The 14,916-nt window shown below is 69.2% G+C and carries 14 protein-coding genes; 6 read left to right on the forward strand and 8 right to left on the reverse strand.

Features of this window, described 5'->3' with window-relative positions:
• Positions 1-213: 213 nt before the first annotated feature.
• The 6 genes from E3T25_RS16500 to hpaD all read left to right on the forward strand — a co-directional run bounded on the left by E3T25_RS16500 (position 214) and on the right by hpaD (position 7,757).
• On the forward strand, positions 214-1,569 hold the full coding sequence (locus E3T25_RS16500; RefSeq protein ID WP_134375475.1) for an MFS transporter: 1,356 nt from the start codon (positions 214-216) through the stop codon (positions 1,567-1,569).
• A gap of 13 nt (positions 1,570-1,582) precedes the next feature.
• The gene (locus tag E3T25_RS16505) at positions 1,583-3,214 is read left to right on the forward strand and encodes a fumarylacetoacetate hydrolase family protein (protein ID WP_134375477.1); all 1,632 of its coding nucleotides are present in this window, start codon (positions 1,583-1,585) and stop codon (positions 3,212-3,214) included.
• Positions 3,211-4,002, forward strand: a complete 792-nt coding sequence (locus tag E3T25_RS16510; protein ID WP_134375480.1) for a GntR family transcriptional regulator — start codon at positions 3,211-3,213, stop codon at positions 4,000-4,002. Before E3T25_RS16505 ends, E3T25_RS16510 begins: the two co-directional genes overlap by 4 nt.
• Before the next feature lie 113 nt (positions 4,003-4,115).
• On the forward strand, positions 4,116-5,075 hold the full coding sequence (dapA, locus tag E3T25_RS16515; RefSeq protein ID WP_134342583.1) for a 4-hydroxy-tetrahydrodipicolinate synthase: 960 nt from the start codon (positions 4,116-4,118) through the stop codon (positions 5,073-5,075).
• Between the two features lie 3 nt (positions 5,076-5,078).
• Positions 5,079-6,614: a 5-carboxymethyl-2-hydroxymuconate semialdehyde dehydrogenase gene (gene hpaE / locus E3T25_RS16520; protein ID WP_134375482.1), complete on the forward strand. Its 1,536-nt coding sequence runs from the start codon at positions 5,079-5,081 to the stop codon at positions 6,612-6,614.
• A gap of 66 nt (positions 6,615-6,680) precedes the next feature.
• Positions 6,681-7,757 carry a 3,4-dihydroxyphenylacetate 2,3-dioxygenase gene (gene hpaD / locus E3T25_RS16525; RefSeq protein WP_104099411.1) on the forward strand — a complete coding sequence of 359 codons (1,077 nt, stop codon included), beginning with the start codon at positions 6,681-6,683 and terminating at the stop codon, positions 7,755-7,757.
• A gap of 19 nt (positions 7,758-7,776) precedes the next feature.
• Here the strand turns inward: hpaD and E3T25_RS16530 are convergent, their stop codons facing one another.
• The 8 genes from E3T25_RS16530 to E3T25_RS16565 all read right to left on the reverse strand — a co-directional run.
• The gene (locus E3T25_RS16530; RefSeq protein WP_134375484.1) at positions 7,777-8,601 is read right to left on the reverse strand and encodes an anti-sigma factor domain-containing protein; all 825 of its coding nucleotides are present in this window, start codon (positions 8,599-8,601) and stop codon (positions 7,777-7,779) included.
• Positions 8,588-9,244 carry an RNA polymerase sigma factor gene (locus E3T25_RS16535; protein WP_241973124.1) on the reverse strand — a complete coding sequence of 219 codons (657 nt, stop codon included), beginning with the start codon at positions 9,242-9,244 and terminating at the stop codon, positions 8,588-8,590. The genes E3T25_RS16530 and E3T25_RS16535 overlap by 14 nt, the downstream gene beginning before the upstream one ends.
• Positions 9,245-9,273: 29 nt before the next feature.
• Positions 9,274-9,933 carry a class F sortase gene (locus E3T25_RS16540; RefSeq protein ID WP_134375486.1) on the reverse strand — a complete coding sequence of 220 codons (660 nt, stop codon included), beginning with the start codon at positions 9,931-9,933 and terminating at the stop codon, positions 9,274-9,276.
• 28 nt (positions 9,934-9,961) lie between these two features.
• Positions 9,962-10,801, reverse strand: coding sequence for a DUF4397 domain-containing protein (locus tag E3T25_RS16545; RefSeq protein ID WP_104170797.1), 840 nt, complete (start codon positions 10,799-10,801; stop codon positions 9,962-9,964).
• Between the two features lie 155 nt (positions 10,802-10,956).
• A complete protein-coding gene (locus E3T25_RS16550) occupies positions 10,957-12,243 on the reverse strand; it encodes an MFS transporter (protein ID WP_198415673.1) in 1,287 nt (428 codons plus the stop codon).
• A gap of 548 nt (positions 12,244-12,791) precedes the next feature.
• On the reverse strand, positions 12,792-13,538 hold the full coding sequence (locus E3T25_RS16555; RefSeq protein ID WP_241980931.1) for an alpha/beta fold hydrolase: 747 nt from the start codon (positions 13,536-13,538) through the stop codon (positions 12,792-12,794).
• 110 nt (positions 13,539-13,648) lie between these two features.
• Positions 13,649-14,239 carry an isochorismatase family protein gene (locus tag E3T25_RS16560; protein ID WP_134375488.1) on the reverse strand — a complete coding sequence of 197 codons (591 nt, stop codon included), beginning with the start codon at positions 14,237-14,239 and terminating at the stop codon, positions 13,649-13,651.
• A 28-nt stretch (positions 14,240-14,267) separates the two neighbouring features.
• Positions 14,268-14,916, reverse strand: a 649-nt coding sequence (locus E3T25_RS16565; protein ID WP_174843964.1) for a D-alanyl-D-alanine carboxypeptidase, incomplete at its 5' end; no start/stop codon positions are given.

The following is a 14,916-nucleotide window of genomic DNA, read 5'->3' on the forward strand; positions in this document are numbered from 1 at the left end:
CGACCGGGCGCCGCCGACCGGGCGCCGCCGACCGGGCGCCGGCAGCCGGCAGCCGGCCCGGCGCACGGCGGCATCCGGACCACGAGACGGCGGCACCATCCAGCCCCCCCCGGACGACCCCGTTCCTACCCCTGTAGATAATATACGATCTGTGATACCGTTTCGGGATCGCACGATTCCAGCACCACACAGGGAAATACAAAGGGGTATTCCATGGCATTGACGACCGTCCGAGCGAGCGCCGCGAAAGCGACCGCTGCGAAACGACACGAGGAACGCCGGGTCCTCGCCGGCACCATGGTGGGCACCACCATCGAGTGGTACGACTTCTTCATCTACGCGCAGGCCGCCGGCCTCGTGCTGGCCGGGCTGTACTTCGCCCCGCTCGCCAACGACAACGCCGGTCTGGCGCAGCTCGTGGCCTGGGCCTCCCTCGGCATCAGCTTCCTCTTCCGCCCGCTGGGCGCGGTCGTGGCCGGCCACCTCGGTGACCGGCTCGGCCGCAAGGCCATGCTCGTGCTGACCCTCGTCATCATGGGCGCGGCCACGGCACTGATCGGCCTCCTGCCGACCTTCGAGCAGATCGGCGTCTGGGCGCCGATCCTGCTGATCGTGCTGCGCATCCTGCAGGGCTTCTCGGCCGGCGGGGAATGGGGCGGTGCCGCCCTAATGTCGGTTGAGCACGCCCCGGTCAACAAACGCGGATTCTTCGGCGCGTACCCGCAGATCGGCGTGCCGACCGGACTCATCCTCGCCACCGGCGTCATGCTCCTGGTGACCAGCACGATGAGCGAGGAGGCCTTCCTCGCCTGGGGCTGGCGCATCCCGTTCCTCGTCTCGGTGCTGCTTATCGTGGTCGGCTTCATCATTCGCCGCTCGGTCGACGAGAGCCCCGTCTTCAAGGAGATGCAGGATCGCAAGAAGGAATCGGCCGCCCCCCTCCGCCAGCTCTTCCGCGGCCACTGGCGCCAGGTCATCCTGACCGCCCTGATCTTCATCGCCAACAACGCCGCCGGCTACCTGCTGATCGCGTTCTTCTCCTCCTACGCCACCAAGCCGGTCGAGGCTGGCGGCCTGGGCATGGAACGCTCCCCCGTGCTGCTGGCCAGCACCATCGCCGCCGCGTTCTGGCTCGCGTCGACGATGATCGGCGGCATCCTCTCCGACAAGATCGGGCGCATCCGCACGTTCCAGTTTGGCTACGCCTGGCTGTTCCTCTGGGCCATCCCGATGTTCCTGCTGATCGACACCGGCGAGATCCTCTGGTTCACGGTGGCGCTCGTCGTGCTGGCCAGCGGGCTCGGCTTCTCGTACGGTCCACAGGCGGCGCTCTACGCGGAGATGTTCCCGGCTCAGGTACGCTACTCGGGCGTGTCCATCGGCTACGCCATGGGTGCCATCCTCGGTGGGGCGTTCGCTCCCCTGATCGCGCAGCTGCTGCTGGACGAGACCGCCTGGTCACCGTCGATCGGCATCTACATCATGGTGCTGGCCACGATCTCCTTCGTCGCGGTCTCCGTGGTGAAGGAAACCCGTGGAGTCCCGCTCGGCATTTCCCAGCACGACTAGAAAGCCGCAAAACATGCCGAACTCGACCTCCGTGGGCGCCGCCGACGTCAGCGCAAGCAACAGCGCAAGCAACAGCGCAAGCAACAGCGCAAGCCCCAGCGCAAGCACCAGCGCGACCGGCAGCGCAAGCAACAGCGCGGGTATCAGCGTCACCGCCACCACCGATCTCGCCACACCGGGCAAGATCATTGCGGTGCACCTCAACTACCCGAGCCGGGCCGCCCAGCGCGGCCGCACGCCGGAGCAGCCGTCGTACTTCCTCAAGCCGGCGTCGTCGCGGAGTTCCAGCGGCACGCCGGTGGAACGGCCCGACGGATGCGAGCTGCTGGTGTTCGAGGGCGAGATCGCACTGGTGATCGGGCACCGCACCCGCGGCGTCTCGCCCGAGGAGGGCTGGGCGGCGGTCTCGCACGTGACCTGCGCCAACGACTTCGGCGTGTACGACCTGCGCTACGCCGACAAGGGCTCGAACCTGCGCTCGAAGGGCGCCGACGGCTTCACCCCCGTCGGGCCGACACTGCTGCCGGCGGCCGGCCTCGACCCGGCAGCGCTGCGCATCCGCACCTGGGTCAACGGCACGCTCGTACAGGAGGACACGACCGCCGACCTGCTCTTCGGGTTCGGCCGGCTCGTCGCCGACCTCTCGCAGCTGCTCACGCTCGAGCCCGGCGACCTGATCCTCACCGGCACGCCGGCCGGATCGTCGGTCGTCGTGCCCGGCGACATCGTCGAGGTCGAAGTGGATGCCCCAGGAGCCCCGGGCGCACCCCGCACCGGCCGCCTCGTCAGCCCGATTCGGCAGGGCACGGTGCCATTCGGCGCGTTCGGGGCCGGCCCGCGGGTCGACGATCTGCAGCGCACCGAGGCGTGGGGTTCGGCGGAGGCGGCCGGGCTCGCACCGGCATCCGTCACCGCACCCACAGCGGAGCAGACGCCCCCGCCGTTCGCCCTCACCCCCGAGCTGAAGGCCCGGATCAACAGTGTGGGCACCGCCACCCTCAGCGCCCAGTTGCGCAAGCGCGGGCTCAACTCGGTGTCGATCGACGGCCTCGGCTCGACCCGGCCGGGCGCCCGTCTCGTCGGCCGGGCCCGCACACTCCGGTACATTCCGGCGCGGGAGGACCTGTTCGAGTCGCACGGCGGCGGCTACAACGCCCAGAAGCGCGCCTTCGACTCGCTCGGACAGGGCGACGTGCTCGTGATCGAGGCCCGCGGCGAGCGCGGCACGGGCACGGTCGGCGACATCCTCGCCCTGCGCGCCCAGATGCGCGGCGCGGCCGGCATCGTGACGGATGGCGGTGTGCGCGATCTCGCGGCCGTCACCGCCCTGGAGATCCCGACCTACCACGCCGGACCGCACCCTGCCGTGCTCGGACGCCGGCACGTGCCGTGGGACACGGACCTGACCGTGGCCTGCGGCGGGGCATCCGTGCAGTCCGGCGACGTGATCGTCGGGGACGCCGACGGGCTGATCGTGATCCCGCCGCACCTGGTTGAGGAGGTGGTCGCCGCAGCCATCGTGCAGGAGCGCGAGGAGACCTTCATCGCCGCCATGGTCACGGCCGGGCACGGCGTCGACGGGCTCTACCCGATGAACGCCGAGTGGAAGGCCCGTTATCGGGTCTGGCTGGAGGAGCAGGCATGACGGCCTCGGTCTCGACAGGCTCGGCGGGCTCGACTGGATCGACAGGCTCGGCGGGCTCGACTGGCGTTGCGACTGGCGTTGCGACTGGCTCGACCAACGGCGTCTCGACCACCGGCGCGGAGGCGTCGCTGAGCAAGGCGCAGCTCGCCCACCGGTGGATCCGGGCCCGCATCTCCGACGGCAGCTTCAGCCCGGGCTACCGCCTGGTGCTCGGGCATATCGCCCGGGAGATCGGTGTGAGCACCGTGCCGGTGCGGGAGGCCATCCGCCTGCTGGAGGCAGAGGGTCTGGTCACGTTCGAGCGCAACGTCGGCGCCCAGGTGGCCATGCTCGACGTCACCGAGTACACCCACACGATGCAGACGCTGGCCCTCGTCGAGGGCTACGCCACCGCCCTGTCGGCGCCGCGGCTCGACCCGGAGACGCTGCTGCGCGCCCGGGAGATCAACGCGGAGATGGACGAGTGCCTGCACCACTTCGACCCGGTGCGTTTCACCTGCCTGAACCGCGAGTTCCACTCGGCCCTGTTCGAGGCCTGCAGCAATGCGCATATCCTCGACCTGGTGCAGCGGGGCTGGAGCCGGCTCGGCACCCTGCGCGAATCCACGTTCAGCTTCGTGCCCGGTCGGGCGCACGAGTCCGTCGCCGAGCACACCGCGCTGCTCGACCTGATCAAGGACGGCGCCGATCCCCTGCAGATAGAACTGGCCGCGCGCGACCACCGGCTCGGCACCCTGAACGCCTTCCTCGCCCAGCAGCACACCGCCCCCACCGCCTCCACCCCCTGACAGCCAATCCCGCAACTGTTCCCGTAACGGACGACTGTTGCCCGCACACCGGGAACATTCGTCCGATTCGGCAACAGTCGCGGACGCATCCGTTGCCCTCGAAAGGAAGAACAATGAAGTTCCGCACCGACCCGAGTCAGATCACAGGCTCTATCGCGCCCCTGATGAGCCCGTTCACGGCCGACGGCGCCGTCGACCACGCCGGCCTCACCAACCTCGTGAACTGGCAGCTCGCCTCCGGCACGCACGGGATCTCGCTCGGCGGCTCCACCGGCGAGCCGAGCTCGCAGACCATCATCGAGCGTGCCAGCGCGATCCGCACCGTGGCCGCCGCGGTCGGCGACCGGGTGCCGTTCATGCCCGGCACCGGCTCGGCCAAGCTCGACGAGACCCTCGAGCTCACCGCCGCGGCCCAGGACGCCGGCGTCGACGCCGCCCTGATCATCACCCCCTACTACGCCCGCCCCACCCAGGAAGCCCTCTACGTCTGGTACAAGACCGTGGCCGAGGAGTTTCCGGACCTGCCCATCGTCGCCTACAACGTGCCCAGCCGCACCGCCGTGGACATCGCCCCGGAGACCATCGCCCGCCTCTACCGCGATTTCGACAACTTCGTCGGCGTCAAGGAGACCACCAAGGACTTCGAGCACTTCTCCCGGGTGCTGCAGCTCTGCGGCCCCGAACTGCTGGTCTGGAGCGGCATCGAACTGCTCTGCCTGCCTCTGCTGGCCCTCGGCGGCGTGGGATACATCAGCGCCACGAGCAACATCGCCCCGGTCGCGCACGTCGAGATGTACAACGCGTGGATGGCCGGCGACATCGAGACGGCCCGGCGCATCCACTACGGCCTGCACCCACTCGTCGACCTGCTTTTCGTCGAGACGAACCCGGCCCCGGGCAAATGGGTGCTCGAGCAGCGCGGCCTGATCGAGAGCGGCTTCGTGCGCCCGCCGCTGATCACCCCGACGGATGCGGGCATCGCCAAAATGCAGGCGCTCCTGGCCGCCGGCGAGCAGTACCTCTCCCCCGTCGACGGCTTCACTGTCGCCGGCTTCACCCCGAAAGCAGCCTGAGCCATGACCGAGACCGCCGTGACCGACACCACCACCACGAGAACCCGCGCGCAGCACGTGCCCGAGAACCTGCCGTCCCGCATCCAGCACTTCATCGGCGGCCGGTTCGTCGACAGCGTCTCCGGCGCGACCTTCAACGTGCTCGACCCGGTGTCGAACCAGACCTACGCCACCGCCGCAGCCGGCCAGAAGGAAGACGTGGACCTCGCCGTCGCCGCCGCGACCGACGCCTTCGTGGCCGGGCCGTGGCCGAGGATGAAGCCGCGCGAACGCTCCCGCATCCTGAACAAGATCGCCGACGCCGTCGAGGCCCACGATGCCCGCCTCGCCGAACTCGAGACGTTCGACACCGGCCTGCCGATCACCCAGGCCCTCGGCCAGGCCAAGCGGGCAGCCGAGAACTTCCGCTTCTTCGCCGACCTGATCGTGGCGCAGACCGACGACACCTACCAGGTGCCCGGCAGCCAGATCAACTACGTCTTCCGCAAACCGGTCGGCGTGGCCGGGCTGATCACCCCGTGGAACACCCCGTTCATGCTGGAGAGCTGGAAGCTCGCCCCCGCACTGGCCGCCGGCTGCACGGTCGTGCTCAAGCCGGCCGAGTTCACGCCGCTGTCGGCGAGCCTGTGGGCGGAGATCTTCCGCTCCGCCGGGCTGCCCGACGGGGTCTTCAACCTGGTCAACGGGCTGGGTGAGGAGGCCGGGGACGCGCTGGTCAAGCATCCGGATGTCCCCCTCATCTCGTTCACGGGCGAGACCACCACGGGCCAGACCATCTACCGCAACTGCGCCGCGAACCTCAAGGGCATGTCGATGGAGCTCGGCGGCAAGTCCCCCGCCGTGGTCTTCGCCGACGCCGACCTCGAGGCCGCGCTCGACTCGACCCTGTTCGGGGTGTTCTCGCTCAACGGCGAGCGCTGCACCGCCAGCAGCCGCATCCTGGTGGAACGCCCGATCTACGACGACTTCTGCGCCCGCTATGCGGCCCGGGCACAGAACATCGTCGTCGGCGACCCACACGACCCTGCCACCGAGGTCGGCGCGCTCGTGCACCCCGAGCACTACGCCAAGGTGATGAGCTACGTCGAGATCGGCAAGAGCGAGGGCCGCCTGCTCGCCGGCGGCGGCCGCCCCCAGAACCTGCCAGAGGGCAACTACGTGTCCCCGACCGTGTTCGCGGATGTCGCCCCGACGGCCCGCATCTTCCAGGAGGAGATCTTCGGACCGGTCGTGGCGATCACGCCGTTCGACACCGACGAAGAAGCCCTCGAGCTGGCCAACGGCGTCAAGTATGGCCTGGCCGCATACATCTGGACCAGCAACCTCACCCGGGCGCACACCTTCGCGCAGTCGATCGAGGCGGGCATGGTCTGGCTCAACTCACACAACGTGCGGGACCTGCGCACCCCGTTCGGAGGGGTCAAGGCCTCGGGCCTCGGCCACGAGGGCGGCTACCGCTCGATCGACTTCTACACCGAGCAGCAGGCCGTGCACGTTTCCCTCGGGCCTGTGCACACCGCCCGCTTCGGCGCCCACTGATCTCGGGTCCCCGGTCCCGGGTCCCGACACGCTCGACCACCGCGACATCTCAATGAGGAGGATTCCATGACCACCACCCCCATCCCCACGCCGACCGCGACCCCGCCGGACATCCTGCGCTGCGCCTACATGGACATCGTCGTCACCGACCTGGCCCGCTCGCGTGCGTTCTACGTCGACGTGCTCGGCCTCGTCGTGACCGAGGAGAGCGACACCGAGATCTACCTGCGCAGCTTCGAGGAGTTCATCCACCACAACCTGGTGCTGCGCCAGGGCCCGGTCGCCGCAGTCGCCGCGATGGCCTTCCGGGTGCGCGCCCCCGAAGACGTGGGTCTGGCCGAGGCCTGGTATCAGGAGCTCGGCTGCCGCACCGAACGCCGCATCAACGGGTTCGCAAAGGGTGTCGGTGACTCCGTGCGCGTCGAAGACCCGCTCGGCTTCCCCTACGAGTTCTTCTACTCGGTCGACCACGTCGAACGCCTGGCCTGGCGCTACGACCTGCAGGGTCCCGGCGCCCTCGTGCGCCTGGACCACTTCAACCAGGTCACCCCCGACGTGGGACTCGGCCGCGGCTACCTCGAGGACCTCGGCTTCCGCGTCACCGAGGACATCCAGGACGAAGACGGCGTCACCTACGCGGCCTGGATGCGCCGCAAGGACACCGTGCACGACACCGCCCTGACCGGCGGCGACGGCCCGCGGATGCACCACATCGCCTTCTCCACGCACGAGAAGCACAACATCATCTACATCTGCGACAAGCTCGGCGCCCTGCGGATGTCGGACGTCATCGAGCGCGGCCCCGGCCGCCACGGCGTCTCGAACGCGTTCTACCTCTACCTGCGCGACCCCGACGGCCACCGGGTCGAGATCTACACCCAGGACTACTACACCGGCGACCCCGACAACCCCGTCGTCACCTGGGACGTGCACGACAACCAGCGCCGCGACTGGTGGGGCAACGCGGTCGTGCCGAGCTGGTACACGGATGCCTCACTGGTGCTCGACCTGGACGGCAACCCCCAGCCGGTCATGGCCCGCACCGAGTCCAGCGAGATGGCCGTCACGGTCGGCGCCGACGGGTTCTCGTACACCCGCAAGAACGACGTGGAGCACGGCTTCAAGCTCGGCAATACGCTCTGACACTTACGTGCGGGTGATGTCAGGCCGTGCGCAGTTCCCCGCGCAGGATCGACTCGCCGGAGTGCTGCGGGTCGCCGTCGTCGGGTTCCGCGGAGACGTCGACCAGCGGGTACTGCGACAGGTCGACGCCGTCGGGGATGGCGAAGCGCCCGGACTCACCGTCGAGCAGTCCGATGCTGATCAGCCCGGACGCATCCGCCTTGATCAGCCACACCTCGCGCAGATCGGTGTCGGCGCTCACCCCGGTGACGTCGAGCACGACCTCCCGGTGGCCGTCGGCCGTCTTCGCGACGTAGGCGCTGCCGGCGGCGTCCCAGCCGGGGTACGGGTCCAGCTGGGCCTCGGCGAGTAGCACCGGCGCGGGTTCCTGCTGCTGTGCGGACTGCCACCAGATGCCGCCGCCGAGGCCGCCGAGCAGCCCGGCGATGCCGGCGGCCACGGCCATCGGCATCCAGTTGCGGCGTCGTGGGAGGGGGCGCAGGGCGGAGCCGATGTCGGTGACCGTGGCGGACGGGGTCTCGACAGGCTCGACCACCGGTGCAGCGGTCTCGACAGGCTCGACCGCTGCAGGGGGCTGGTCCGCTGCCTCGTAGCCGCTGCGCCCAGGGGTGGCGGCCACGGCGTCGGACAGGCCGAGGGCGGCGTGGATACCGGCCCAGACTCGATCGCCGGGCTCCACGAGTTGCACGCTGCGCGCGGACCGGCCGACGTGGGCGGTGTGCTGCAGGGCGATGAGTTCCAGGGAGCACTCGGGGCATTCCGACAGGTGCTGGCGTTCGGGTTCGGTGAGGTCGAACTCTGTCATTGCAATGAGAGCGAGGTTTTCCCGGTCAATGTGTGTCATCGTTCGCCTCCAATCTGGTGCGCAGTCTCGAAAGACTTCGGCGGATGTGACTCTTAACGGTGCCGAGCGGCAGTCCGAGGTTATCGGCGATTTGGGTGTGCGTGAGATCGTCGTAGAAGGCCAGCTGCATCACCTGCTGCGGAACGGGTCCGAGCCGGCGAAGTTCGTCGCTCATCAGCACACGATCCGCGATGTCGGCGGATTCGTCGGTCTGGCTGAGCGCGGTGTCGACGAGGGCAGCTTCCTCGACCCGCCGCCGTCGTGAGCGGGCCTCGTGGGCATCCGCAACGGTGTGCCGAGTGATCCCGACGAGCCAGGCCGGCAGAGGCGACCGCGACGCATCAAATCCGTCCCGCCCGCGCCAGGCGGCGATGAAGACCTTCTGGGTGACGTCTTCGGCTTCGCCGGGATCGCCGAGCGAACGAACGGCGATCGTGTAGACGAGGGATGACCAGCGGGCGTAGGCCTCGGCGAGCGCACGTTCGTCTCCCGCCCGAAACGCGAGAACGAGCTGGGCGTGGTCGTCTTCGTCGGTGAGTGCCGTCACGTCGTATCGGTTTCCCCCGGTTGGTGAGCGCATCGGGAGGTCGTACATGTCAGACTCCGCCGGAGAGCAAGCCTCGACCACCGTGATGACCAGCATAGCCACCCCTCTGCGTCATGGTGCCTGGGTCATGCGATTGGACTCGCCGAGACGATTACGTTGGACAGATAGGTGCGGGCGTCGTAGTCGAATTCGCCGCCGCAGGTCACAAGGGTGAGCCGGTTGGGACCGGACCGGTCGAAGATCGAGTTCCAGGGCACATCCTGTTTGACCACGGTTTGAACGGATTCCACGGAATAGCGACGCTCCTGACCGTCGTCGGTGGTCACCACGATCTCGGTGCCCGCACGCGCCGAGGCGAGCTGGGCGAACGGTCCGATGTCGTAAATCAGGGAGTCGACGTGAGCGGCGATCACGGTCGCGCCGGTGGTGCTGGCCGGTGACGGTCCAAAGCGATACCAGGCGGCGAGCGAGGGGTCTTTTGGCAGCTCCATCGCCCCGTCGTCGGCCAGACCGACGGACTCGATTGCCATGTCGATTCCGAGGGAGTCGACTCGGATGGTCTGGGGCGGCCGGGCCTGCGGGGTCTGGTTCTGATCCAGCGAGGAACTGACGGTCGGCACGTCGACCTCGGCGACGGGCAGCGGGGCCGACGGCGTCGGAGTCGGCGCTGCGCTCGTCGGGGGAACGTAGGCCGTGGGCGATGATGTGCTCGGGGCGCTGCTGCAGCCCGTGAGCAGGGCGAGAGCCACAGCGAGCACTGTGAAAGTGCCCGCTGTGGCTCTCATTGTGGATCTCCCTTTCTTACTGGCGTGACTAGCGGCGAGCCGCGGACAGGCGACGCATACCGACGACGGCGGCGGCGACCAGACCCATCAGCGCGGCGGCGAAGCCACCGACCATGAGCCCCGTGGAGTCGTCCGCCTGGTTGGTGGCGACGAGACCGGCCTCACCGGCGGGGATGCTGTCCGGGTTGGAGTGAAGCCCGTCGATGGTCTGAACGGCCAGGGCCAGGTTCTTGTCGGTCAGGCTGCCCCACGCGTAGACGATCGTGTTCGTGCCCTCTGCGACGTTGACGTCTGCCGGGCCGATCACCGGGTCAGTCGTTCCGGTTGCGGCGACGGCGGCCGAGATGGTGCCGGCCGGCAACGTAAGCACGGATTCCTTCGGGTTCACCAGGGCGGTGATCGCGACGGCTCCGTTGGCGAGAACATCGACCGCGGGGGCTGCTGCCACGTGGCGAACCGTCAGGCGGCCCTCTCCGGCGGCGAGCTGCGAGATGTCGTTGGTGAACAGCGACGCCGTGGGCTTGCCGGCCTCATCGAGGTGCGCGGCGGCGGTGTAGTTCTTGCCGGCTTCGAGCGGGAGGTCGACCGGGCCGATGGCAGGTGCGCTGGCATCCGCTGCGTCCGACGCGGTGATGGCCACCTTGTAGGTGCCGGGTGCGAGGTCGAGCGGACCGGCGAGGTCGCCCGGCTTGAAGTCGTCCAGGGTCAGCTTGTCGTTCACGTAGACGTCGACGGTGAGGCCGGGAACTCCGTGGAACACGGACAGCTTCGCGACGTCTTCGGCTGCCTGTGCCGGAGCGAGACCGCCGAGGGCGACGAGAGCACCGAGAGCGCTGGCCGTCATTCCGATCTTGAGGGACTTGTGCATCGTTTCCTCCTGCGTAATGGATCTGTGAGTGGGTCACTCTGAAGAGATTCTTGAAACCTCTTTAACCCCTACTTCTCTCGCACGTCCCCAAACGGATGCACATGCATGGAAATCTCTGTAAAACTTTTTTTGCGGGCTGCAGGTCGCGCGCGATTTCATCGGCTCGCCGCGGCGCGATGCAGGGAGATGTCCCGGCGAAAGACCAGCATCACCACCACCAGCGACACGGCCGAGAACGCGGCCCCGCCCGCGAACATCGCCGGGTAGCCGAGCCACGGCTCGAGCAGGGACAGCGCCAACGGCACGAAGAACCCCAGGTAGGTGATGCCGTAGTAGATCGCGGTCAGCCGGGCGAGGTGGTCGGGCGGCGCGATCCGCTGCACCTCCTGCAGCCCCGACACCATCAGCAGGCCGTACGCGGCGCCGAGCAGGGCCGCCGCCGGCAAAATCAGCCAGAGCACGGGTGGGCTCACGGCGACGGATGCGAGCAGCAGCGACCCGACGGTCAACATCAGCGCGAACATGATTCCTCGGGCATTGTGCCCGGCGGTGATGCGGTGGCTGAAGAGCTGCAGCGACGCCCCCGCGACGAGAGCCACCACGCAGAGCAGGGCCGCGAATGCCACCGGCGCGGACGGGATCTCGGTCGCGGCGAGCGCCGGCAGAATGGCGTAGGCGGTCGTGGCCGTTCCGAACACCCACGGCGCCACCGGCACGATCAGGAGCAGGAACCGCGGGTACGGGGAGATGGCCGGGTGGACGGCCGGCAGGGCCCCGGCCGCGATGCCCCGTCCCTGGGACTCCGGAGTGCAAAACAGCAGAAGGCCGAAGAGCACGGCGATGACGGTGTGCGCCGCGTACGGCAGCACGCCGGGGAACGGCGCCCACTGGGCCAGCGCTCCGGAGCTCGCCGCGCCGAGTGCGAAACCGAGGGACAGCGCGATGGTCGCCCGTCGTGCCCCCGAGGAACGGTCGGCCCCGAAGTCGAACGGTCTCGCGGAGAGTTCCTTCACCCAGCTGGTGCCCACGGCCATGGCCAGGCCGAGGGCGACGCCGGAGAGGATGCGGCCGGCCAGCAGCATGGGCACATTGCCCGCGGACAGGGCCAGCAGCACGCTCCCCGCGATCGCGACCCAGGGCGCGGGCAGCATCAGCGGTCGGCGGCCGAACCGGTCCGACAGCGGGCCGGCGATCAGTAGCGCCGGGATGATGCCGAGTACGTAGGCCCCGAGCAGCAGGTTCGCCAGCTGGTTGGAGAACCCGTCCGCCTGTCGGTACATCACCAGCAGTGGGGTGAATTCGTTGCCGCCCCAGGCGACGGCGAAGATCGCGGCGGCCGGCGCGAGCCAGTACTTCCTGCCCCGGGCGCCGGTGAACGAGCCGGATCCGGTGGTCGAGCCTGTCGAAACCGAACCCATCGCATCCTGGATGTCGGTTGTCATGACGGTCCCCCGGTCGGCATTCGGCGGCCTCGGCAGCGAGGCCCGTACGCCCCCAGCCTAGGGGAGGCGCCGGGGCTCACTCCCCCAGCCGGCGGCGAACCAATTCGACGGAGATTGTGCAATATGTGCGGGTTTTCGGAGTGTTGGACGCGGTTATGGGCACAATCTCCGTCGAATTCGTCAGGGTCAGGGCCAGGGCCAGCCGAGCTCGCGCGTGTGGCCAACTCAGGACATCCGTCGCCCGGTGGCCCGGCCGCCCCGGACCAGTGCGGAACCAGCGCGGATGTCCGGGCCGGCCCGGACGGATCTCCTGAGTTAGCCCCAACATCGGCCGGTTGCCCAGCAGCGCCAGCCGGATGCGCAGCATCTCTTGTGCGGTTCGGGCAGCCCCCACGCGCTCCGCCCCACAGCGCGAACGAATTCGACGGAGATTTTGCGATATGTGCGGGTTTCTGAAGGTGTTTAGGGCGATGCAGGCAAAATCTCCGTCGAATTCGTTAGGGGCGTAAGAGGCGAGCGAGTGCCCGGACTCAGGGCGCTCAGGGCGCTCAGGCCAGGAACTGCAGTGCGGCGCGCTTGAACTCGCGGGAGGTGAGCGTGTTCACGTGGTCCCGGCCCGCCAATTCGAGGTAGTCGGCACCACGCGCGCGGGCAAGTTCGGCGACCCCGGCCGGGATGGAGTCGGCACCGCCGGCGACGTAGAGCACGGGAATCTCGACCGGCACGTCCAGCGAAGAGCCGGCCACCCCGCCGACGCACGCCACAAGGGCCTCACGGTCGGCGCCGGCGGTGATCGCGGCACCCAGTATCGCCGCGATCGACGGGTCGGAGCCGGCGGTGCCGTCGGTCACGAACCGGCGCACGGCATCCGGATGCCACGTCTCGAACAGTTCGTCCGGCCCGGCTCCGCCGAGCACCAGTCGGCGCACCCGGGACGGCGCCAGCCGCGCGAGCGCCGCCGCCACGCGCGAGCCCATCGAATAGGCGACCACGTCGACCTGCTCCAGCCCGAGGGCGTCGAGCACGACCACGAGGTCGGCGGCGAGTTGCCGGGGCAGGTAGTCGATGCTGCGGTGCGGCTTGTCGCTGCGGCCGTGACCGCGGAGGTCGAGGGTGATCACGCCGCGCCCGGCGTCCTGCAGGGCTCGCACCCAGCCGGTGCCGACCCAGGTGACCTGCGATGTCGACGCGAACCCGTGCACGAGCAGGATCGGGCGCTCGCCGGGCACGACGTCGTGGGCGATCCGCACGCCGTCGAGGCGCTGCGCGAACAGCGCCCCGCCTGCAGAGCCCACCGGAGCAGAGCCCGCCGGAGCAGAAACCGCCGAAGCAGAAACCGCCGCGGCCGTCCCCGCCGGGGCCGGACTCGCCGGGGCCGGACTCGCCCGGCCGGTCACCCCCACGCTCAGACGACCACGTCGGAGGTGACGAGCACGGCACCGGCATAGGCCAGCTCGCCCAGGGCCGCGTCACTCGTGTCCGGGGCGACGCCGGCGACGAGGTCGGTCAGTACCCGCACATGCTGGCCGTGGCCCCGCGCATCCAGGCCGGACGCGCGCACACAGTGGTCGGTGGCGAGGCCGACGATGTCGATGTCGGTCACCCCGTTCGCGATGAGCAGCTCGCCCGTCTTCTCGCCGCCCACCGAGATGCCGTCGAAAATGGAGTAGCCCGGTTGGCCCTGCCCCTTGCGAATGTGGATGGTCGTGTCCGGCAACAGCAGCGAGGGGTGGTACTCGGCGCCAGGGGTGCCCGCCACGCAGTGCACGGGCCAGGGGTCCATGGAGCCTGGCTCGCCGGCCCGGGCGAAGTGTCCGCCGTTGTCGCTGTCGGGGTCGTGCCAGTCGCGGGAGGCGAAGATCACGTCATAGGCATCCGGATGTTCCGCCAGCAGCGCGCTGACGCCCGCGGCCACCGCAGACCCACCCTCGACGGCGAGGGCCCCGCCCTCGGTGAAATCGTTCTGAACGTCGATGATGAACAGGGCCCTGGTCACGGATTGCTCCTTCTGTCGCCGGTTGAAGTCAGGAGTTCGACAGGTTGTCGCCGCAGCGGAAGAACCCGGCGGTGATGGTGTCGAGCGCCTGCTTCGCATTATCGCTCACATCCCCGAGCGCGTAAACGGCGAAGGTGAGCGGCGTGCCGTCGGCCGCCCGGATAATGCCGGAGAGCGTGTAGCCGGTGTCGATCCAGCCTGTCTTGGCGAAGACGGCGCCGTCGGCGACGGTGTTGTCGCCCGTGAACCGGTCGCTGTAGGACAGCGATCCGGTGGGTCCACCGGCGATCGGTAGGCCGTCGAAGATGACGCCGAGGTCGCCGTCGCGCGCGTTGATCTTGACGAACAGCCGGGTGAGATACGACGGCGGTACGGCGTTGTCGTCGCTGAGGCCTGAGCCGTCCCGGATGATGATGCCGGTCGTGTCGATGCCATAGGCGTCGAGCGCCGTGACGACGGACTCCTGCAGGGCGCCGAAGGTGTTGCCGGCCCCGGACTCCACCGCGACGAGCCGGGCGAGCATCTCGGCGAGGGTGTTGTCCGACACGATCAGCGACTGCCCGATCAGCACGGACACGGGCTGGGACCGGGCGGCGGCGAGCTGTTCGGCCCCGGCCGGCGCGGTGCCGACGCTGACGCTCACGCCGCCGCCGAGCGCGGCGGCGAAGGCCGCGCCG

The sequence above is a fragment of the Cryobacterium sandaracinum genome (assembly GCF_004403415.1).
Lineage (GTDB): Bacteria > Actinomycetota > Actinomycetes > Actinomycetales > Microbacteriaceae > Cryobacterium > Cryobacterium sandaracinum.

What these genes read in the sequence shown, in the direction of transcription:
- E3T25_RS16500 (WP_134375475.1), top strand. Translation starts at nt 214, where the DNA reads ATGGCATTGACGACCGTCCGAGCGAGCGCCGCGAAAGCGACCGCTGCG.
- E3T25_RS16505 (WP_134375477.1), top strand. Translation starts at nt 1,583, where the DNA reads ATGCCGAACTCGACCTCCGTGGGCGCCGCCGACGTCAGCGCAAGCAAC.
- E3T25_RS16510 (WP_134375480.1), top strand. Translation starts at nt 3,211, where the DNA reads ATGACGGCCTCGGTCTCGACAGGCTCGGCGGGCTCGACTGGATCGACA.
- dapA (WP_134342583.1), top strand. Translation starts at nt 4,116, where the DNA reads ATGAAGTTCCGCACCGACCCGAGTCAGATCACAGGCTCTATCGCGCCC.
- hpaE (WP_134375482.1), top strand. Translation starts at nt 5,079, where the DNA reads ATGACCGAGACCGCCGTGACCGACACCACCACCACGAGAACCCGCGCG.
- hpaD (WP_104099411.1), top strand. Translation starts at nt 6,681, where the DNA reads ATGACCACCACCCCCATCCCCACGCCGACCGCGACCCCGCCGGACATC.
- E3T25_RS16530 (WP_134375484.1), bottom strand. Translation starts at nt 8,601, where the DNA reads ATGACACACATTGACCGGGAAAACCTCGCTCTCATTGCAATGACAGAG.
- E3T25_RS16535 (WP_241973124.1), bottom strand. Translation starts at nt 9,244, where the DNA reads ATGCTGGTCATCACGGTGGTCGAGGCTTGCTCTCCGGCGGAGTCTGAC.
- E3T25_RS16540 (WP_134375486.1), bottom strand. Translation starts at nt 9,933, where the DNA reads ATGAGAGCCACAGCGGGCACTTTCACAGTGCTCGCTGTGGCTCTCGCC.
- E3T25_RS16545 (WP_104170797.1), bottom strand. Translation starts at nt 10,801, where the DNA reads ATGCACAAGTCCCTCAAGATCGGAATGACGGCCAGCGCTCTCGGTGCT.
- E3T25_RS16550 (WP_198415673.1), bottom strand. Translation starts at nt 12,243, where the DNA reads ATGACAACCGACATCCAGGATGCGATGGGTTCGGTTTCGACAGGCTCG.